We start from the raw sequence: 18,897 nt of genomic DNA on the forward strand, positions 1-18,897 counted from the left end.
GGCAGGACGCTAGGTGGATTAGACAAGAAAAGCTGGGCTTGTCCGAGCATCCTAAAAGGACGCGGTGCCAGAACTGATGGGGCGGTGCGTGCAACGCTCTCAAACGGAAAGCGGCGAATCAAGCGAATCTCATCTAAGTTCTTAAGGACATTCCTGCCAACAAATCATTAGAATGGCGGTGGGTTTTCGAATCCATCGTTGCTGGCCAGGAGCAAGGAACCTGTGACCGATATCCGCGCCGTAAGGAGCATGTTTCGAACAGACAAGTCACTGCCCGCGCATCAAGCGATCTCGGCCGGCCTCGTTCACCGCAAGACCGTCCATGGCGTTCTATGGCTGCCATTCATATTCGGTGGACTAGAGTATCTGGCTCTACTTCGCCACGGCGACAAGTTGCTCCTCGATTCAGACGTCTATTTGCACTTAGGGATCGGTCAATGGATCATTGATCATCGCGCTTTCCCGCATGCCGACCCGTTTTCGTTCACTGTGGTCGGAACAAATTGGATAACGAGCGCGTGGCTGTCGGAGATGCTCTATCTGGCCGCATTCAGGCTGGCTGGGTGGGCCGGGCCGGTGGTGTTAGCGGCATTGGCAGTCGCGACGGCGTTCTTTTTGCTTACGCGATTGCTGCTTAGGACACTGCCGCCAATCGCCGTGTCGGTCCTGGTCGGATCCGCCATGATCGTAACGACAAGTCATTTGCACGCCCGTCCTCATGTGCTCGCGTTTCCAGTGATGGTCTTGTGGGCCAACGCCATCGTCGAGGCCGCAGAGCAGCGGCGTGCGCCCTCGCTCCTATATCTGGCGCTGATGTGCCTGTGGGCGAACCTCCACGGCAGCTTTACGCTTGGGTTGGCGCTGATTCTGCCGTTCGCAGCCGAGGCGCTTTGGACCGCTGACAGATCCGCGCGAGCAAGGTTGGCGTTCCAATGGATTCGCTTTGGGCTGCTTGCGCTCGGGGCAGCCTGCCTTACCCCTTACGGCCCCGAGTCAATCCTTGTCACCTTTCGGCTCTTTGGCCTTGGTCCCGTTCTCTCGGCCATCGGCGAGTGGCAACCGCAAGATTTTGGAGTGTATAATCCTTTTGAGATCTGTCTGTTGGCCGGGATGGCGTACGTTCTCTATAGCGGATTCAAGCTGTCCCCGTTGCGAATTGTTTTGTTGCTTGCCGTCATTTACCAAACCCTTGCCCATCTACGTTATATCGATGTCATGGCATTGGTCGCGCCGTTTTTTGTTGCCAGGCCACTGGCGCAGCACCTTTCGCGAAGCCCCCAGCCGAACGATCTCTCAATGACCGCATCGACGCGGCGATGGTCCATCGCGTTTGCGGTCGCGTTGATTGGCCTCACTGTTTTTGTCGTCAAGATGATTGATTTCAGCCCGGCCCGGTCTCCGTCGGCTGCTCTGGAGACAATCAAGGAGGCGAAATCCAGTCGAATTTTTAACGATTATCCTTTCGGGAGCTATTTAATCTACAGGGGCATCCCGCCGTTTATCGATTCTCGTGCCGAATTATATGGAGCCGAATACATCACGCGGTATCGACGCGCAGTTGGGCTACAAGATGTAAGCGATCTTATCCGATTGCTTGACGAATATCGAATTACGGCAACTCTGCTGAGCCCGACTACCCCGGCTGTCGCCTTGTTCGATCGAATGGAGGGATGGGAGCGGGTTTACACGGATGACATTGCGGTAGTGCATGTGTATCGCGGGAATGCGGACCCAAAATCAATCCCGGACGGGACGTCCGCGGTCAAGCAATTTCGCCCCCAGTAACATCCGAAGGACGATGAAGGATTGCTGCCGCCTGTTCGCAACTGCGAGAAGATCAGCCGGCGCCGGCACCGTTGGCAGCAGTGCTGATGCGCGGGAGCGAAACGCGGGAGACCTGACTAGCCGCCCGGGGAACGAGGGTCAGGCGTGATCTGTTACCGGAACGTCGACCGTCCGCTTGCGGGCCAGTATGCGGAGTAGCAGGCCGAGCAGCGCCAGCAGCGCGAAGCCGGCAACGGCCGGGACAGGATGTTCGATAGGATCGAAGTTCTCCAAGCGGACCGACTGCAACATCCCATAGCCGCCGGCCAGCAGAACCAGCCCGAACGCGACATTGCGTTCCCGCCAGCTCGCCAGCTTGGCGAGATCGGGCAGCAGCAGCGCCAGGCCGATGCCGAGAATCGGCAGGTCGTAGTCATGGGCATAGGGACTGATCATGACCGAGGCGATCGCCGTAATGCCGATCGTCCAGTTTTGCGAGAGCTGGCGCGCCACGGCGAGGGCGACTGCGAACAGCGCGAAGGCGGCAGTAAGCGCCTGGCCCACGAGCGCCCAGGCGGCGGGAACGCCGGCCGTCAGAAGGGCGGCATAGCTCGAGACCATGCGGAACAACAGATAGAAGCCGCCCTCGAGAAGAATGGCCGACTCCCTGACCGCGCCAAGCAGCGCGGTCCAGATCTGCGCTCCAAATAGAAGCGTGCAGATAGCGGAGCTCACCAGCACCACGGTGACGGCAATAGTGAGCGCGACGAAGCGGCGCGTCAGCAACAGATAGACGCCGGCGGCAACGGCGAGGTGCGGCTTGATCACCATGGCCCCGAGCGCGAGGCCCGCCAGCCATTGTCGCCGGCCCGCGTTGAGGCAGACCGCGCCGATCAGCGACCCTGTCAAGAGGCCGTTTTGCCCGCTCGTGATTGTGATCGTCAGCGCCGGGAATATGACTATCAGCGTCGGCACAAAGTACTCGCGCGCGATCCTGCGCATGGTCACCAGGTAGAGCGCCAGCGTCGAGGCGATGAACAGCGCGTAAGCAAGCCACACCGGCAGGAAGCCGAGCGGCGCCAGCAAAAGATCGAACTGCGGCGGATAGGTCCATGGCATGAACGTTCTCGCACCCGCCTCGGCCTGGATTTTCGCAAGGGTCTCGAACCGGTAAACGAGATCGAGATCGCCATGCCAAACGCGTTGCGCGACGAAGTGGAAGACGTCGAAATCCGTCAGATCGCGGCCGCTCCCGACGTTGAAGCACGCAAGCCGGAATGTCTTGGCGAGAACGAGCGCGACAAGGCCTGCGAGCAGGAGTCGCTCGTAAGCGGCGCTTTTCGACGGCGACGAGCGAATCTGATCCAGCGTCTGTGCGAGCATGAGGCTGACCGGGAAACAAGGTAACCCACATCCTAAAGCGAGTGACCCAGCGCGAGCAATAGGAAGCGCGACTTCTTGTTGCTGCTCATGTTCACGGGGTTTCGAGAGACCGAGGTCGCCCGACTGAAGTGGACCGACATTGATCTGGTTCAGTGCGTCATCACGCTTCCGGCGTGCAACACCACGACCAAAACGGACCGGCCACACCGACATGCGCCGCGGCATGAACCCGTTGGCCTCATTGCTGCAGGAAGGCTTCAAGCGGGACCCGCACGGCGGCCGGCGGCAGCCGTGTTCTTCTACTCGTCTGATCTTGGGTGGTGCGCACGGAGCGGCATCTGGCGGAGTGTGCCGGGCTAATGCCGGCGACGCCCATGCGATTGCAAGGCCAATCGCAAGGAAGGCCCGATCATTGAGCTGCATGCTGGGCCCACGGCAGGCGCGCGTTCTTCGATCTCGCGGGTCAGTCCGATCGCGGCCGGTCGAGGCGGTCAGGCGCATCGATGTCTGTTCGCGATCGAGCGCGAGATCAACGGTCTTGCACCGCAGGACCGTTTGCGCGTGCACCAGGAGCGCAGCTGCCCCTTGATCGTCGAGCTGGCGGCGTGATTACGCGAGCAGCGCGCCAGGCTCTCCAGGAACAACGACACGACCAAGGCAATCAATTCCTGCCTCAGCCGCTTGGATGTGTGTCAAGCAACGCCGCCGAACGCGAGCTCCGGCGCCGCAGAAAGAAGTAATTGGACTTCGGCGTTGAGGGCGGGAGGCGTGCGGTAGCCAGCGCCAAGCTCAATTGATCCCCAAGCCTGGTTTGCCGACGTCCTGGCCCGCCTGTCAGATCACTCACCCTAAAAATGGGAGATCGGCGCCTGATGGGTCTGTGGCGGGTGAGACGGTATCTCGCGACTTCGGAATTGAACGCCTGATCGAGCTCATCGAAGTTCACAAACACAATCCGGAGTTGCTTAGGCGCTGGTCACCAACCAACCGACCCCGCGGTCTACGCCGGATGCGAAGTCGCCGCGGCGGTCGCGCGGCTTACTAATCGTTCGTTAACCTTACTGTGGCGCCCCGCAAGAATACGGGTAAGCCAGATCAGATGCAGCATGCGATGGCAACAACGTCTTCATCGCAAGCTGTCAAGCAGGCAATTTTCCGGCGTACCGGGCGGGTTGTGAAACGCGCAACGACCGCTCGCGCCAGCAAGCGACGACAACCCGGCAACTTATTGATAGTGCGAATGTTATTGTTCGATCCGAGAGTCTCACTTCAGGAAATTGAAGCTCTCAGAAGTGGCTTGAGCAAGCAATTGGCCCGCGTGTGATCAGGCAATGCACAGCCTTCCCAACCGCCGTCAGCGTGTCTCGCTGAGCCTGTCCTTTCTCTCTCGGAGTAGCTCGAATGAGCCATCGCTGCCTGATTCTCAAAAGCTAAGATCGAAAGTACCCCGTCGGCACCCGCTTCGTCTGCCGCGGATGTGTAGATCAATCACGTAAGAAGGGATTTCTCCGATGTTGAAGTACTATTTTGAACAGTTGAAGCGTGTGCGCGAGGACCAGAACGGCGTGGTGTCATTCGAGTACGTGATCGTTGCGGCTTGCGTCGTCGCCGCGGTGCTTTTTGCGTTCGGTCCTACTGGTAGCGGGGTTATGGGGACGGCATTGAGTAAGTCGATCGCCTCGATCGTCGGCAAGCTTCCGACTTAACCCCTGCGGGACGGCACAGTAACCAGGTCCCGGGTTCGTCTATCGCGGGATTAATCGCGTAAAGAAGGATTTCCCCGATGTTGCAGTATTATCTTCAGACCAGAGAAGCATTGAAGCGTTTACGCGTGGACCAGGACGGCGTGGTATCGTTTGAGTACGTGATCGTTGCGGCTTGTGTCGTCGCCGCAGTGCTTTTTGCGTTCGGTCCCACTGGTAGTGGGATTATGGGGCAGGCGCTTAGTACCGCGATCGGCTCGATCGTCGCCAAGCTTCCTACCTGATCCCAGGACGTTCCAGATCAGGGGGGTATTCATTATTCGGTGCCCCCCACTTTTTTATAGACATGCACCGACGCGTTGAAGCGTCCGCACATAAACAAGGACGGCGTGGTGTTCCACAGCCATTTCTGAGGCAATGTATTTGATGTCTTGGGTGTTGAGGCCCGTATTCGATGAGTTGGATTGTTCCCATAGCCTCCATTCTCGAAATCCTGTTGTTGCTCTATGTCGCAACGATCGATATCGCGACGCGATTGATCAGCAATGAGATCTGTCTGGCGCTGGCGCTCCTCGGGATCGCGGGGCAATTGGCCAGCCCGATGCAAGTTGCCCAATCGGTGATCGCCGCCACGATCCTCTTCCTGCCGCTGTTCGTCGCCTGCACACGGGGATGGATTGGCGGTGGCGATGTCAAGTTGTTGGTTGCCTTGGCGATCGGTCTTCCGCTGACGGGCGTGATCCAGTTGCTGACCATAACTGCGCTGGCCGGCGGCGGTCTTGCCCTGGTGCATCTGATGATGCGCAACCTGCCATATCCCAAATTAGCGCCCGCCGGATCGTCGCTCGCACGGCGCGTCTACGCGGTGGAGCGTTGGCGCCATTTGCGACACGCACCGCTACCTTACGGGGTTGCCATAGCGTCCGGCGGTATCTGGACCATTTTCACTCGAGGATTTTGAACATGTCAGCCGCTTTGCGTCTCTCGATCATGATGGTGCTGTTGCTCGCAGCCACGGCGTTCGGACTTATTGCCTACAACATGAACCTGCCGAAACAGATCCCGGTAGAGATTACGGAGAAGGGGCCGGCGCCTGCGACCACGGTCGGGTATTTTGTTGCGGCACGTCCGTTATCGAAGGGTACGTTGGCCCGAGAAGAAGATTTCACAGTACGCTCGGCTGCGCCGGAACATGTACCAGCCGGGGCGATCCTTGAAACGCCGGACTCTAAGCTCGGACTTCCCGGTTCTCTGGTTCGCAAGTTCGTCGATGCTGGTAGTCCCATCACATTGCAAGACATCTTGCGCCCGAAGGATAGGGGTTTCCTCGCCAGCGTCCTCGCGCCGGATAGCCGTGCCATCAGCGTCAAGGTTGACGAGGAATCCGGCGTCTCGGGCCTGATCCGGCCGGGTGATCATGTGGATGTCGTGTTGACCCAGGTGTTCGAGAAGGCAGACCCCGCGCGTCGCGCCCTGAGCGAAACCGTTCTACGCAACGTTCGAATCATTGCGATCGATCAGGAGATTGCGCAAGGCGGGCGACCCATCAGCGCCTCGGCAGGCAGGCTACCGCAAACTGTGTCGTTGGAGCTGACGCCAGAGCAGGTCAAGAAAGTCACAGTTGCAAAACAGCTCGGAACGCTTTCCTTCGCCGTACGGGCAGCAGTCGATCAGTGGGACAAGGCGGACACGGGCGCGATGTCCAGCTGCGATGTGTCTCCCGAACTTGCCCGCCAGAATGCGCTTGCCGGCCAAAGAACAGCGGTGTCGGTTCATTCGGGTAGTGAGGTCAGGCAATACACGGTCAGGAAACAAGTTTCAGAAGAGGGCGACGCTGCGGTCAGCTGCGATGGTTCGTCGGAGACCGTCCGCACGACTGCAACGGCGTTGAGCTACAAAGTGCCGGAGAAACGCTGATGAATATGGCCGTACTCAGTCCTGCTGAAGCTTCATCTGAAGCTACATCTGTTGTCACGCGCAACCGGATCGTCTGTTTCGTCGATGACGATCTCAGTGCCGCAGCGCTGCGCAAGGGTCTCGAGGGTAGCAATTTATCGATCCGGCGTGGCACGATCCGCAACGCCATACGGATGCTCGAAACCGACACCGAGCTATTTGCGTTGGTGACGGACATCAGTGGAGTTGATGATCCCTTTACCGAACTGGAAAGGTTGGCCAGCGTCTGCCCACCGGACGTGCGGGTGGCCCTTATCGGTGACAACCGGGAGATCACCTTCTACCGCGATCTGATGGAACTCGGCCTGACCGAGTACCTTCCGAGGCCGATCACGCGGGAGATGGTGCTGGACCAGCTGCGCCCGAAGCTGCTCGGCGACGCGGCGCCCGGTCAAACCGATCGTGGCGGGCATGTGATCTCGATCTGCGGTGCGCAAGGAGGCGCAGGAGCGACCAGCATCGCGATCAATCTGGCGCTGCAACTGGCCGAGACCACCAAGGCCAAGGTCGCGTTGCTCGACCTTCATTTGCAAGGCGGCGAAGCTGCCGTGATGCTGGGGGTTCAGGTTGGGCCCGGGCTGCGGATCGCTCTGGAAAACCCGATGCGGGCGGATACGTTGTTCCTCGAGCGCGCGGCCATTGAGGTCAACGAGCGGGTTTGCCTGATTTCTGCCGATGAGGACCTGGATGCGCAGCTCGACATCACGGAAGCGGGCGTGCGACACGTGCTGGGTCTGCTCCGTCAACGGTTCAACTATATCGTTGTCGATGTACCAGTCCCGTTTCCGCCATCAATTCATCCCGTGATCAATCTTTCTCGTCACGCCTTGGTGCTGCTGGAGGCCGAGGTGACTGGACTTCGTAACGCCCATGCACTCCGCGCTGCCGTCACCAACATCGCCGGTCAAGACCGGGTCTTTACCTTGCTCAACCGTGCCGGTCGTCCAGGCGGCCTTCACTGGGCCGCGATTGTCAAAGCGTTGGGCGCAGAACCAGACATGGTGATTCCCGAACTCGGGAAGGGGATGACTGAAGCGGTCAATCTGGGAATTCCAGCTCTCGAGCACGTCAGGAAATTGCGACGTCACCTCGCTCCGATTGTACGAGAAATCAGCGGTGTCGGCGCCGAGCGGAAAAGTCGGCTGAGGAGGCTGCTCCGGCTATGAAAAAATTTGGTAGGCGCGAAGACGACCAGTCGGCTCCTTTGCGTCCATTGACGCCAGGGCTGCCTGAATCCGCGACAAGCTTGCATACGTCGACACCAAGCGTGACTGCATCCGCGCCAGGCGCGCCTGCATCTCCGCCAAACGTGCCCGTATCCACGCCGAGCCGCGACGAACCTGCGATCCATCATCCCGAGATGTCGGCCTCGCTGCGTGAACGGGTCATCGAGCAGATTGAGCCATCGGTGGCGGCGACCGTCTCGCGCGACGTTCTTCGGCGGCAGATCGAGGAAATCATCCACGGGATCGCCAACCAGGAACGGCTCGAACTATCGGGTCGCGAGCAGCTTCAGCTGGCGGACGAGATTGCCGACGACATGACGGGCTACGGCCCGCTTCGTCCGCTCCTGCTGGATCAATCGATCAACGATATCATGGTCAACGGACCGAGTAATATCTACATCGAGCGATACGGCAAACTGGAACGGATTGCTGTACGATTCCGCGACAAAGATCACATTGCAGCTGTCGCACAGAAAATTGCCTCGCAAGTTGGACGGCGCGTTGACGAATCCAGTCCGATGGTGGATTGCCGCTTGCCAGACGGCAGCCGGGTCAACATCATCCTGCCGCCGCTGGCGATTCATAGCCCCTGCATTTCCATCCGAAAATTTCCAAGCCGCCGTTTGAATATCGCCGGGATGATTGAGAACGGCTCAATGAACGCGGCCATGGGACAATTGCTGGAGATTGCCGCCCGATCCCGGCTCAATGTTCTGGTCTCCGGCGGTACTGGTTCCGGTAAGACCACGCTGCTCAACGCCATGAGCCAATTCATTGATCACAGCGAACGCATTGTCACCATCGAGGATGCGGCAGAGCTGCAGCTTCAGCAGCCGCACGTGATCAGCCTGGAGACCCGGCCTCCCAGCCTCGAAGGCACGGGGCAGGTGACCCAACGCGATCTGCTGGTGAATGCCCTGCGCATGCGTCCTGATCGGATCGTCGTAGGCGAGGTGCGCAGCGCTGAAGCATTCGACATGCTGCAAGCCATGAACACCGGACATGATGGCTCGATCTCCACGGTGCACGCGAATAGCACCCGGGACGCCCTGACCCGCATCGAAAACATGGTGCAGATGGGACAGGTCAATCTGCCGTCGCGGGCGATTCGAGCTCAGATCGTTGCTGCGTTGGACATCATCGTGCAGGTCGAACGCATGCGGGATGGACAACGCCGCATCGTCCAGATCAGCGAGGTGATCGGCCTGGAAGGCGAAGTGATCACCACCAATGACATCGCGGCGTTCGAGTACCAAGAGGAGGATGTGCACGGGCGGATAACGGGCACCTACAAGTCCACCCACGCAATCCCGAAATTCAAGAGCCGCCTTGTCTATTATGGGCTTGATCGAGCCTGGGCCGAGGCCATGAGGCAGATATGATACCGACGTATTGGATCGTCATTAATTTGGTGCTCCTGATGTGCGCAGGAGCCACGACCTTGTGGCTCGACGGACGCGAAAAACGCATGGATCGTCAGCTGACGACAGCTCTACGAGCTTCCTCGGCCTCTAGCCTGCCCTCCATTCGTCGCTTAGAGACCGGGTCCAGCTGGCAGTTGCTCCACAGCCTTTCCAACTACAGGCCTGAGGTCGTCTATGCTTGGCACCCGGCCTATACGCTCTTCGCCGGGCTCTTCGCGGCACAAGCGATCTTTTTTGCTAATCAGCTGTTGGAATTTTCCACCCTCTACGTGTCGATCGCGGCTGCAATTGTCGCCATCATGGTGGTGCGAGGTCTGTTCGGATGGCAGCAACGTCGGTTCGCCACTCAACTTTTTCGACAGCTCCCTGATACGATTCAACTGGTGACGAGTACCGTTCGATCGGGGTTGCCCGTGAACGAAGCATTTCGCACCATCGCCCGAGAGATGCCGCAGCCAACAGCCGGGCAGTTTGCGATCGTATGCAGTGAATTGAGTGTGGGGAGACCTCCGGAGGAGGCTGTAGAAGGTATCTATCAGCGAACGCAAGTGGCGGAGTACGGGATTTTCGCGGTGACACTTGCGGTCCAGTTGAAGTCGGGTGGCAGCTTGGCCGAAACCTTGCAGACCCTGGGAGAGACCGTGAGTCAGCGTGTTGCGCTGGCTGCTCGCGCGAAGGCTCTGGCGGCGGAGGTGATCTTTTCCTCTCGTGCACTTTCGTGCATGCCCCTCATTGTAGGCGGACTCCTGTACTTGATCAGTCCGCGGTCAGTCGATCTCCTGTTTTATGATCCGACTGGAAACATGCTGCTGGCTTACGCGGTCGGCTCGGTGATTAGCGGGCACTTCGTGATACGTTGGCTGATCAGAAGGGAGACAACGCTATGACTTCCGGTCTCGGCTTCGTCGCCCTCGCTATAGCGGCCGCGACTGCGGTCGCCCTGTTGATCATCCGAGAAGTACACGTTCGTGCATTGGAGATGCGGGTGTCAAACGCTGTGATGGGCGTTCCGGCGGGGTCGACACGCTCCCAGGACATGGCTGGTTTGCTTTCATCCATCGGCATGCGGTTTCGGCGTTTTTACGCCGATGAAAATCTCGAGCAGCTGCGAGCGATCCTTCAAACATCAGGTTTCAATCATCACCGAAGCTTGCCGATCTGGCTCGGTGTCAAGATCGTCAGCATGTTCTTCTTCCCGGTCAACGCCTTCTTGATTGCGCAGCTTTCGGGCAGGCCGCCGACCGATGTGCTGGTCTTCACGCTTTGTGGCGTGGTGATCGGAATTATGGGGCCGCGATTGATTCTGTCGGTGTTCAGACGGCGTTTTGATGCGGCCATTCGGCTCGGCACGCCGGATACCATCGATTTGTTGGTCGTGTGCAGTGAAGCCGGAATGGGCCTGGAGAGCGGGTTGCAGCGCGTGGCGCACGAAATGAGCAAGACCAATCCTGCCATGGCCCGGGTCTTGAACGGTCTTCTTGATGATCTCCGGATGTTGCCAAATCGCAGCGACGCGTTCGAGAAATTGGCAGCGACCTCGGAGGGGCTTCGCCGCTTCGGCACCATGATCAGCCAGAGCCTGCAATACGGAACGCCGTTGAGCCAGGCTCTGCGCACCATTGCTGCCGACCTCCGGCGTGAACGTATTACCAAGCTGGAAGAAAGGGCCCACAAGTTGGGTGCCAAGCTGACGGTCCCGATGGTGTTGTTCCTGCTTCCATCCATGTTCATCATTCTCGGCGCAAGCCCGTTTTTGCACCTCATTCGTACGTTCGAGCACTTGAGATAACGGTCATGACCACGGTTCGCGCCTGGCGACAGAGGCTCAAGAGCCGTACAGATGCATTCATCGCGGATCGACGCGGCGCCGTCTCCTTCGAGATGGTTTTCGTCTACGGTCTCCTGATGTTCAGCCTGTTTCTGCCGCTGGCCGACGTTGCTATCGCTGGCTTCAGGTATATATCAGCGTGGGAAGCGTTGCGCGGCTTCGGTCAATTGATCCAATACGCGCCGCCACCTAACATCGCGGACGCCTCGAGCGTGTCAAGTTGGTCGACAAGCGCGCGCGCCAAGGCCGATCCCAGCTACCCCATCCCCAGTATTCAGCTCATTTGCGGCGACAGCAACGCTGTCTGCTCCTCGAGCAACACAGCATCGCCCAAGTATTATTCGTACACGACGACCGTCACCATGACGCCCCTGGTGCTGAGATCGGTGTTGTGTACGAGTGCCAATGCCAATCCTTGTACGTTCACCCTGTCTTACTCGGAACGGTTTCAATAGGATTATTCCCATGCGTAACGTGCTCCTTTGCCGTCGAGGTTCAGTCGCATTCGGAACCGTCATGGCACTCGTGCCGCTGATCGGAGTGGTTGCACTCGGAGGCGAGGCGGGATCGTGGTACGTCACCAGGCAGCACGCCCAGAATGCCGCTGATGCCGCAGCCCTTTCGGGTGCCTTTTGGCTGGCGTGCAAAAACTCCGGCAGCAGCCTTTGTGAGCCAAATCCAGCACAGGACTATGTCTCTCGTGGGAAAGAATTTGCCGCGCAGAATAGTTTTTGCAACTCCGGCGACTTGTCCTATCCAGGCTCCACGTGTCCCAGCTCGCTTGCGAAAAATACGTCACGGAGTGTGCAAATCGATCGAGGTACCTATGACGTTGCTGCCAACACTTGGACTGGCTCGGCGAGCGGCAGTGACGTTCGTGCCATTGTTGGCCAGCAACAGCCAGGATATCTGGCGGCACTAGTTGGTTTGTCTACTGTCAATATTAGCGCTACGGCCGTTGCACGGGTCGGGAAGCCGAAAGACGTATGTACGCTGGCCCTTGCACGGTCGCCGTCAAACAGCTCAGCGCTTACACTCGCCGGCAGTCTCAGCGTTACCGGAAATGGTTGCGAGATGATGTCGGACGACACCGTCAAGTATGCCAGCACTCCGAGTTTCACTGGTTCGGGTTGGGCCATTGGTGCTGCAAATGGCTGTGTCAACTCGGGCAACTGCGATCCTGGCGTGCCATACAACTATTCTATGCCGCCCGCGACGAATCCGCTCCAGGTCCTGGATACTGCATCGTTCAACAGTAGGACTGGCAATGACAAACCAGCCACATCGATAACGTGTCCAACTTCGCCACCGCCGCCCACTGGCACAAATAAGTGCTATTCGACGGCCCCGAACAGCACTGGGGCGTATGGAAACCTGACGGTGACGACCGGTGATTGGGTAGATTTTGCACCAGGAACATACTTTTTCTATAACGCAGCGATAAAGATCAATGGAGGAGCCGTCACCTGCACCACCTGCACAAGCTGGGCTACCACAGGTTTGGGCGTAACCCTCGTACTGTTGGGAGATTCGAGCATTTCCATCACGGGCGGGACGGTTAGCCTCTCCGCCCCAAAGACCAACACGACATCGTCCGCTCTGAATGGCGTTTTGATTGACGATCAGGCACCACACAAGAGCAACAATGCAGTCACGATCAACGGCAGCGGTACGGTTGCCCTGGGCGGCGCGATGTACCTCCCGAACGTCGATGTCACGTGGAGCGGAACGACCGCCAATACCAATACGAACTGTTCAGAGGTGATCGCCAACAGTGTGACCATGAGCGGTGGTGCGTATATGAGCACGCAGAACTGCCTACCAAATACCGTTCCTTTCACCCAGGTTGTCATTTTGGTGCATTGATGAGAAGGCTTGATCAGCGCGGGACCGCGGCGCTGGAATTTTCCCTCGTCGCCCTGCCGTGGTTCCTGTTGATGTTCGCCATCTTCGATCTCGGTCGATATGCGATCACCATGCAGTCGCTGCGCAAGCTCGCGAGTGCAGGCGCCCGGGCAATGATAATCCAATGCTACTCTCCGGCGGTGACTGGTTTGACACCTGGTACGTCACCCTCGAGTTGTACCGGTACTTACCTTTCTGCGGCGCAGATGCAGAATGCCGCCCCCTTCCTCTACGCCGGCGGTCTTACGCCTACACTGAGCATATCGTCGGGAGTCTCTGCACTTACCGTTACGGCCTCTCAACCGGGCTTCACAATGCTGACGCCGGTGATCTGGGGCACAGCGTTCAATGGGCCGAGCGCGTCCACCCAGGTTCCGTTCTAGTGCAGTTCGAGCGCCCGGACTTACTGGATGACCCGGGCGAGGCGCATGTGCTGGAGGCCCCGTATCGCGTTGCGCGCCGGCATCTCGATCGCGAAATAGGTACCGGTTGAAATGAGAAACGTTGTCCCCAGCAGCAGAACGTAAATGGATATCGGCCAAGTGTCAGGCCTGGATTTGAACGCAAGGATGAACAGGGCAAACACGATGATGTGTGTCATGTAGATCGAGTAGGAAATGACGCCGAGAAAGTGTAACGGCCTCGATCCAAGCAGGCGCGATGTAGCTGAAGCTGGTTCTGTCGCCGCGAGCACCACGAATGGAAAGAGGAATACAAGCGCCTGCGAGTGGATGCGGCCGCAGTACCACAGGACGAGAATGGCAACGAAGCCTAGCCAGAGCGGGGTGGAGAACCTCGTGCAGACCGCATATAGCCCGTCGCGCTTCTCAAAACTCGCGAAGACGATCCATCCGGCCGTGAAGCCGAAAACGCCACGGAGCAGGTTTAGCCAATAGCTCCACTGGCTCTTCGCGACATAGAGCTCCGGGTTTGTCAGGCGCTCGTCGTAATAGTCCATGAACAGGCGGAAAGAAACAGCCGACAACACGATGAGGCAGAGCAGCTTGATCGGCGTCGAGCGCGGCGCATTTTGAAGCAGTAGCAAGGGAAACAGCAGGACGTAGCAAAACCATTCGACAGAGATGGACCACGCCGGAGGATTCCAATGCACACAGGAACCTACCACCGGCCAGCAGTTCAGCATCATCGCCTGTAACACAAAATCGGAGAAGGCTGTTCTGGTGGGATAGGTTACCGGATCAATCACCAGCGGCCAGATGTAGAATGCTCCGGCAATGATGAGTGTCACGACGTACAAAGGGTAAATCCTGGCAACGCGAGCCATCAGGTAATTTGAGAACTGAAAATTTTCTCGGCTGTAAACGTACGAGAGCGTGAAGCCGCTGAGGCAAAAGAACAGATCAACCGCAGCATTCTGCCATAAGAAGAAGAGGTGAGCGTCGTAGGGCAACAGTGGCCGGAAGTGCGCTAAGGCAACGGTCGTCGCTGCCACTCCGCGAAGCCCTGTTAGCGCCCTCAGCTCCGGCCGCGGTACAGGGGTGCCCTGCCCAATCTGGTGCGTTTCCAATCTGCCGTCCCTTGCGCGTGTCGGAATAGGTATCATCACTATCACCACCGAACAACCGAGCGTCGGTTTGGCGCGAGCGTGGGGGCGGCGGGGGTCCTTTAAGACCCGCGGCGGTTGATCGGGCCGTCAGCTTATCGGTCGCGAGCGATCGAGCCGCGCCGACGGTCAGCACCACTGCGGGAGCCGCTGCGGTGACTGTGACGGCCTCTCAAGCGGGCTTCACCATGATGCCGATCAGCACTCAATCGGCCGAATGCGTCCACCAAAATTCCGCTCTAGCGGGAATCAGTGTCCCCCGATGGTCGTAAGCGGCCGAAGCAGGTTCCCTGGCTTCCCGAGAATCGATAGGGAACTTGCCCGAACGGCGGAGCAACGGCGGGAACTCCTTTGCGGTTCCACTGCAGAATGGTACCAGCCAAGCTTAAAGAAGTGGTGCTCACCGGCAACATCGCAAAGTTTTCTATGCCGCTGCCGCACTGCAGTAAGTGTCTCTTCTTGCAAGCAGACGGCATGAGGGATGATGATGTTGGAAATACGAAGTAACGATTTGTAGTGAGACAGATTGTAAACTCTGCGACGTGGTGCGCGGAGGGAACTCTTAAGGGACATCGAGTGCGTAGATCTGCGGGATAGGCGTGGATCGCAGCGGGGGGAACTCGAATGGGTGGCGGTTGCGTTTCGGGTAATAAGGTAGGGAGGCCTCTCGCCTTCGGCGTGATGGCTCTTGGCGCGGCGCTCGCTTTGTCCGGGTTCGCGGACCGCGCGGAGGCTGCAGACCGGGGGAGCTCCAGCGGCGTGTTCGTCAGCGAGATGAATGACGTCCAGCGCGTCAGGGTGGTGGTCAACAAGTCACGCACCTTCAGGGTCGATAGCCCGTTCGCGACCATTATCGCGGGATCGCCTGACATCGTCGACGTGAAGTCGCTGAGCGATCACCTAATCTACGTACAGGGCAAGCAGACCGGCACCACCAACGTCATCCTGTTCGACTCGTCGATGAAGCAGATCGGGATCCTCGACGTCGAGGTCGTGCTCGATACCGGCAATCTGCAGCAGAACATCCGAGCCAGCACCGGCGCCCAGGGCATTCGGGTCTCCTCCTCCGAGGGCCAGGTTGTGCTGAGTGGAACGGCGCCAGATGCCGTCGCCGCCGAGCGGGCCATGTCGATTGCCACCGGCAGCGTTCCCAAAGGGGGCGTCGTCGTCGTCAACGCCATGAGTGTCGCGGCCCCGCAGCAGGTGATGCTCGAGGTGCGCTTCCTTGAGGTCAGCCGGGAAGCGGGCCGTGACCTCGGCGTAAAACTCTATGCCGCGAACGCCAATGGTACCAACGTTGCGAATTCGGGACTAGGCGGCGTCATTGCGGCGGGCCGATCACCGATTGGCGGTATCAATACCACCAACGGTCCCCTCGGTGCTGGCGGGGGCGCTGTCGGTTCTCCCCCGACCGGAAGCCTTCCGCTCCTCGGAACTGCGGGGACGCTCATTGGTTCGGCGGGCGGTATAGCTCCCACCCCGTTCGGAAGCCTGTTGACCAGCATCATCCGAACCAGCAATGGCGGCTCGGTGGACTTGTTGATCTCGGCGCTGGAAACCAAAGGATTGGCGCGTCGACTAGCGGAGCCGAATTTGACTACGCTGTCCGGCGATGCGGCCCGCTTCCTCGCCGGCGGTGAATTCCCGGTGCCGATCCCCAACACGACAACGAACGGCTTTCCGACCGTGACCATCGACTACAAAAAGTTCGGTGTTGAGCTGGCCTTCGTGCCCACCGTTCTATCGCGCGGCGTAATCAATCTTCGGGTTGAACCGTCGGTCAGTGAGCTCGATTTCTCCAATGCGGTAACGATCCAGGGGACGACGGTTCCAGCGTTGACCCGCCGCGACGCGCGCACAACGGTCGAGTTGCGCGACGGTCAGAGCTTTGCCATTGCTGGCCTGCTGCAGACCCGCAACCGGCAGGACGTTTCGCAATTGCCCTGGATTGGCTCGGTGCCGGTGCTTGGAACCTTGTTCAGCAGCAAGTCGTATCAGCAGGAGGAAACGGATCTGGTCATTATTGTGACGCCGCGTCTCGTCGCGCCGGCGGCACCTGGTCAGCAACTGGCATCGCCGCTCGACTCCCGCCTGCCGGCCAACGACGTCGATTTCTTCCTCAACGGCCAGATGGAAGTCCGCAAGCGTTACGACGACTACGTCAATTCCGGCGGCGACGTGAAGGGCCCTTATGGCCACATCATCGCTCCTGAAGTCAGGGCGCCCGTTGTGGCCCCGGCGGCCGCTGCAAACCAGCCGGTCGTGAAAACCCTCAACTAGAGGAAGCGGGAGATGACCATCAGGTATCTGGCTCTGTTCGCACCCCTCCTGCTCGGGGGATGTTATGGCCTCGCCGGTCATGACGAGATGGACCGCTACGTCCAGCGCTCCGACACCATCACCATGAGCGCTGGCGATGCCAAACAGGTCAATGCCGTCACCCACACGATCCATCCGTGGCCGCGCTATGTCGGCGACCGCAGGCTCGCCTACGACGGGCGACGTACAAGCGCCGCAGTGAACCGCTACACCACCACGACGCGGCCGGTGGATCAACTGCCCAACATCGGCCTTGGGGGAGACGCCATGGGCCAACCGCCACCGAGCAACCAGAATATCAACATCAGCGGATCGGGGGCAGGAGCGCCTGCAGTTGCGGTGCCGACCGGCGGTGCAGCGGGTAGGTAAAGACCGATGCAAGCCTCAAAGCGAACGAGCATTAAGGGCGGGGGCTGCAGGGGTGGCGAAATGGGACTTCTGTTTCTGGCGCTGACCTGCTGCTGGGTGGCAACAAGTCAGCGGCCTGTTCATGGTAGAGTTTCAGCGATGATATTCCATTGAGTCCGCTGGAGCCGGGCGGGGGACAAGATTTATGCGGCGTCTAATTCTAATGCTGACCTGTTGCTGGTTAGGGACCGTCCTTGCGGCGTGCGACTACACCGTGAGGGAGGCCGCCATGGTGGCCCCCGTGGACCCGCCGGGCGGCGACCCCGTGCAGGAGCCGACCGACGTCAAATATTACCCCTCGGACGAGCCGGTACGGCTGGGGCTCGAGCATTACAACCGCGGCAGTTACGGGCTCGCCCAGCGCTATTTCAAGGACGCCGTCGAAAAATCGCCGAAGGACGTGACGGCATGGATTGGATTGGCAGCGAGTTATGACAAGATTCGCCGTTTCGACCTCGCCGACCAGGCGTATGCCCAGGCGATCCGTCTTGGGGGCGTAACCGTTCAAATCCTGAACGATCAAGGATATTCGTACATGCTGCGCGGCAATCTGAGTGCAGCGCGGCGGAAGTTCGAGCAGGCCTATTCGCTCGATCCCGGCAACCCGGTCATCGCCAACAACCTGGAGCTTCTCAATGGCAGCCGGCGGTTCATTGAAAGGCCGCCGAACAACCAGCCATCGGCAAACTAGCCCGGACACGGATTTAATTCATATTTTACGATGGCCAGACGCCCCCCTTGGGCCGGGGAACTTTAACATATCCTAAACGTTGCTGGCGCAAGCTACGCGGGACGTTGTCTGACCCATGGCGTGTCGTCACATGAATCGTCTCTTCAAGCTGCAATTTGTGGGACCGTCTGCGCTTTTTGCCGCCACGCTGTGCGCCGAATTGTCTGCAAGGGCACTTGAATACGCCCCCCGCTCCGAACTTCTTTGGTTCATCAATCTCAGGATCTTCGGCATCTTTCAGCGAAGCCACGCTACGTTGAGCTACTTCGTCGCGATGGATGGGGTTCAGTTGTTCGGGCTCGCCCTTCCGATCTTCCTGCTTGCCTGCCTTGGGCTCGTTGCCAAGTCCCGGCTCCCGTTCACGGTGGCAACCCACTTGAGCGCGGCATATGCAGGCTTTTTGGTCTTCTCCTGGCAGGCTGGCGTCCCCACCGCGAAGCAGGCCTCGCTTGTGCCCATCGCGGTCCCATCTGGTGCTGGCCTGTACGTATTGGGGACTATTCTAGGGACTTGCGTGCTGTCCTTTGCGGTCACGCACCTCCTCTATTTCCGCGCCGTAGGACAGGAAATTAGAGCCCTGGTAAATTGGCTCGGGACAACACGAGCTTGATAATTTTGGCCGAGCCTGAGCAGAGGCGTTAAACGGTCGCGCTACCGTCGCCGGGTTTGAATATCATCTCCGCGCGC

At 59.0% G+C, this 18,897-nt stretch carries 18 protein-coding genes; 16 read left to right on the plus strand and 2 right to left on the minus strand.

Annotation, left to right across the window (positions count from 1 at the left end; all coding sequences use genetic code 11):
• Positions 1–222 precede the first annotated feature (222 nt).
• Entirely contained in the window at positions 223–1,785 is a 1,563-nt protein-coding gene (locus YUU_RS0128545) for a hypothetical protein (protein ID WP_156944555.1), read from the plus strand.
• Between the two features lie 138 nt (positions 1,786–1,923).
• On the opposite strand, the gene YUU_RS0128550 is transcribed toward YUU_RS0128545, so the two are convergent.
• On the minus strand, positions 1,924–3,147 hold the full coding sequence (locus YUU_RS0128550) for a glycosyltransferase family 87 protein (RefSeq protein ID WP_027525446.1): 1,224 nt from the start codon (positions 3,145–3,147) through the stop codon (positions 1,924–1,926).
• A gap of 1,511 nt (positions 3,148–4,658) precedes the next feature.
• Here YUU_RS0128550 and YUU_RS0128560 point away from each other — a divergent pair.
• The 11 genes from YUU_RS0128560 to YUU_RS0128615 all read left to right on the plus strand — a co-directional run bounded on the left by YUU_RS0128560 (position 4,659) and on the right by YUU_RS0128615 (position 13,572).
• On the plus strand, positions 4,659–4,853 hold the full coding sequence (locus YUU_RS0128560; protein ID WP_027525447.1) for a hypothetical protein: 195 nt from the start codon (positions 4,659–4,661) through the stop codon (positions 4,851–4,853).
• A 77-nt stretch (positions 4,854–4,930) separates the two neighbouring features.
• Positions 4,931–5,134, plus strand: a complete 204-nt coding sequence (locus tag YUU_RS0128565) for a hypothetical protein (RefSeq protein ID WP_027525448.1) — start codon at positions 4,931–4,933, stop codon at positions 5,132–5,134.
• Between the two features lie 170 nt (positions 5,135–5,304).
• Positions 5,305–5,811, plus strand: a complete 507-nt coding sequence (locus YUU_RS0128570) for a prepilin peptidase (RefSeq protein ID WP_027525449.1) — start codon at positions 5,305–5,307, stop codon at positions 5,809–5,811.
• Between the two features lie 2 nt (positions 5,812–5,813).
• Positions 5,814–6,767, plus strand: a complete 954-nt coding sequence (gene cpaB / locus YUU_RS0128575) for a Flp pilus assembly protein CpaB (RefSeq protein WP_027525450.1) — start codon at positions 5,814–5,816, stop codon at positions 6,765–6,767.
• Positions 6,767–7,972 carry a P-loop NTPase gene (locus YUU_RS0128580; RefSeq protein WP_027525451.1) on the plus strand — a complete coding sequence of 402 codons (1,206 nt, stop codon included), beginning with the start codon at positions 6,767–6,769 and terminating at the stop codon, positions 7,970–7,972. The genes cpaB and YUU_RS0128580 overlap by 1 nt, the downstream gene beginning before the upstream one ends.
• The gene (locus tag YUU_RS0128585) at positions 7,969–9,414 is read left to right on the plus strand and encodes a CpaF family protein (RefSeq protein ID WP_027525452.1); all 1,446 of its coding nucleotides are present in this window, start codon (positions 7,969–7,971) and stop codon (positions 9,412–9,414) included. The genes YUU_RS0128580 and YUU_RS0128585 overlap by 4 nt, the downstream gene beginning before the upstream one ends.
• On the plus strand, positions 9,411–10,343 hold the full coding sequence (locus tag YUU_RS0128590; protein ID WP_027525453.1) for a type II secretion system F family protein: 933 nt from the start codon (positions 9,411–9,413) through the stop codon (positions 10,341–10,343). Before YUU_RS0128585 ends, YUU_RS0128590 begins: the two co-directional genes overlap by 4 nt.
• Positions 10,340–11,245, plus strand: a complete 906-nt coding sequence (locus YUU_RS0128595) for a type II secretion system F family protein (protein WP_027525454.1) — start codon at positions 10,340–10,342, stop codon at positions 11,243–11,245. Before YUU_RS0128590 ends, YUU_RS0128595 begins: the two co-directional genes overlap by 4 nt.
• Before the next feature lie 5 nt (positions 11,246–11,250).
• Positions 11,251–11,739 carry a hypothetical protein gene (locus YUU_RS0128600; RefSeq protein ID WP_027525455.1) on the plus strand — a complete coding sequence of 163 codons (489 nt, stop codon included), beginning with the start codon at positions 11,251–11,253 and terminating at the stop codon, positions 11,737–11,739.
• Positions 11,740–11,749: 10 nt separating this feature from the next.
• On the plus strand, positions 11,750–13,150 hold the full coding sequence (locus YUU_RS52020; RefSeq protein ID WP_035663567.1) for a pilus assembly protein TadG-related protein: 1,401 nt from the start codon (positions 11,750–11,752) through the stop codon (positions 13,148–13,150).
• Positions 13,150–13,572: a TadE/TadG family type IV pilus assembly protein gene (locus YUU_RS0128615; RefSeq protein ID WP_245288112.1), complete on the plus strand. Its 423-nt coding sequence runs from the start codon at positions 13,150–13,152 to the stop codon at positions 13,570–13,572. The genes YUU_RS52020 and YUU_RS0128615 overlap by 1 nt, the downstream gene beginning before the upstream one ends.
• Before the next feature lie 20 nt (positions 13,573–13,592).
• Here the strand turns inward: YUU_RS0128615 and YUU_RS0128620 are convergent, their stop codons facing one another.
• Complete coding sequence (locus YUU_RS0128620) at positions 13,593–14,753, minus strand: acyltransferase (RefSeq protein ID WP_051389926.1); 1,161 nt, start codon at positions 14,751–14,753, stop codon at positions 13,593–13,595.
• Positions 14,754–15,377: 624 nt separating this feature from the next.
• On the opposite strand from YUU_RS0128620, the gene YUU_RS0128625 reads away from it, so the two are divergent.
• The 4 genes from YUU_RS0128625 (at position 15,378) to YUU_RS0128640 (ending at position 18,820) form a co-directional block, all read left to right on the plus strand.
• Positions 15,378–17,033 carry a type II and III secretion system protein family protein gene (locus tag YUU_RS0128625; RefSeq protein WP_027525459.1) on the plus strand — a complete coding sequence of 552 codons (1,656 nt, stop codon included), beginning with the start codon at positions 15,378–15,380 and terminating at the stop codon, positions 17,031–17,033.
• 12 nt (positions 17,034–17,045) lie between these two features.
• On the plus strand, positions 17,046–17,441 hold the full coding sequence (locus YUU_RS0128630; protein ID WP_027525460.1) for a hypothetical protein: 396 nt from the start codon (positions 17,046–17,048) through the stop codon (positions 17,439–17,441).
• 268 nt (positions 17,442–17,709) lie between these two features.
• Positions 17,710–18,171, plus strand: coding sequence for a tetratricopeptide repeat protein (locus YUU_RS52025; protein ID WP_245288114.1), 462 nt, complete (start codon positions 17,710–17,712; stop codon positions 18,169–18,171).
• 130 nt (positions 18,172–18,301) lie between these two features.
• The gene (locus YUU_RS0128640) at positions 18,302–18,820 is read left to right on the plus strand and encodes a hypothetical protein (RefSeq protein WP_027525462.1); all 519 of its coding nucleotides are present in this window, start codon (positions 18,302–18,304) and stop codon (positions 18,818–18,820) included.
• Positions 18,821–18,897: the final 77 nt, after the last annotated feature.

Source organism: Bradyrhizobium sp. Ec3.3 (assembly GCF_000472925.1).
Classification (GTDB): Bacteria; Pseudomonadota; Alphaproteobacteria; order Rhizobiales; family Xanthobacteraceae; genus Bradyrhizobium.

Bases quoted from the DNA above. Each gene is read 5' to 3' on its own strand.
- YUU_RS0128550 (WP_027525446.1), bottom strand. From the start codon at position 3,147: ATGCTCGCACAGACGCTGGATCAGATTCGCTCGTCGCCGTCGAAAAGC.
- YUU_RS0128560 (WP_027525447.1), top strand. From the start codon at position 4,659: ATGTTGAAGTACTATTTTGAACAGTTGAAGCGTGTGCGCGAGGACCAG.
- YUU_RS0128565 (WP_027525448.1), top strand. From the start codon at position 4,931: ATGTTGCAGTATTATCTTCAGACCAGAGAAGCATTGAAGCGTTTACGC.
- YUU_RS0128570 (WP_027525449.1), top strand. From the start codon at position 5,305: ATGAGTTGGATTGTTCCCATAGCCTCCATTCTCGAAATCCTGTTGTTG.
- cpaB (WP_027525450.1), top strand. From the start codon at position 5,814: ATGTCAGCCGCTTTGCGTCTCTCGATCATGATGGTGCTGTTGCTCGCA.
- YUU_RS0128580 (WP_027525451.1), top strand. From the start codon at position 6,767: ATGAATATGGCCGTACTCAGTCCTGCTGAAGCTTCATCTGAAGCTACA.
- YUU_RS0128585 (WP_027525452.1), top strand. From the start codon at position 7,969: ATGAAAAAATTTGGTAGGCGCGAAGACGACCAGTCGGCTCCTTTGCGT.
- YUU_RS0128590 (WP_027525453.1), top strand. From the start codon at position 9,411: ATGATACCGACGTATTGGATCGTCATTAATTTGGTGCTCCTGATGTGC.
- YUU_RS0128595 (WP_027525454.1), top strand. From the start codon at position 10,340: ATGACTTCCGGTCTCGGCTTCGTCGCCCTCGCTATAGCGGCCGCGACT.
- YUU_RS0128600 (WP_027525455.1), top strand. From the start codon at position 11,251: ATGACCACGGTTCGCGCCTGGCGACAGAGGCTCAAGAGCCGTACAGAT.
- YUU_RS52020 (WP_035663567.1), top strand. From the start codon at position 11,750: ATGCGTAACGTGCTCCTTTGCCGTCGAGGTTCAGTCGCATTCGGAACC.
- YUU_RS0128615 (WP_245288112.1), top strand. From the start codon at position 13,150: ATGAGAAGGCTTGATCAGCGCGGGACCGCGGCGCTGGAATTTTCCCTC.
- YUU_RS0128620 (WP_051389926.1), bottom strand. From the start codon at position 14,753: ATGATACCTATTCCGACACGCGCAAGGGACGGCAGATTGGAAACGCAC.
- YUU_RS0128625 (WP_027525459.1), top strand. From the start codon at position 15,378: ATGGGTGGCGGTTGCGTTTCGGGTAATAAGGTAGGGAGGCCTCTCGCC.
- YUU_RS0128630 (WP_027525460.1), top strand. From the start codon at position 17,046: ATGACCATCAGGTATCTGGCTCTGTTCGCACCCCTCCTGCTCGGGGGA.
- YUU_RS52025 (WP_245288114.1), top strand. From the start codon at position 17,710: ATGGTGGCCCCCGTGGACCCGCCGGGCGGCGACCCCGTGCAGGAGCCG.
- YUU_RS0128640 (WP_027525462.1), top strand. From the start codon at position 18,302: ATGAATCGTCTCTTCAAGCTGCAATTTGTGGGACCGTCTGCGCTTTTT.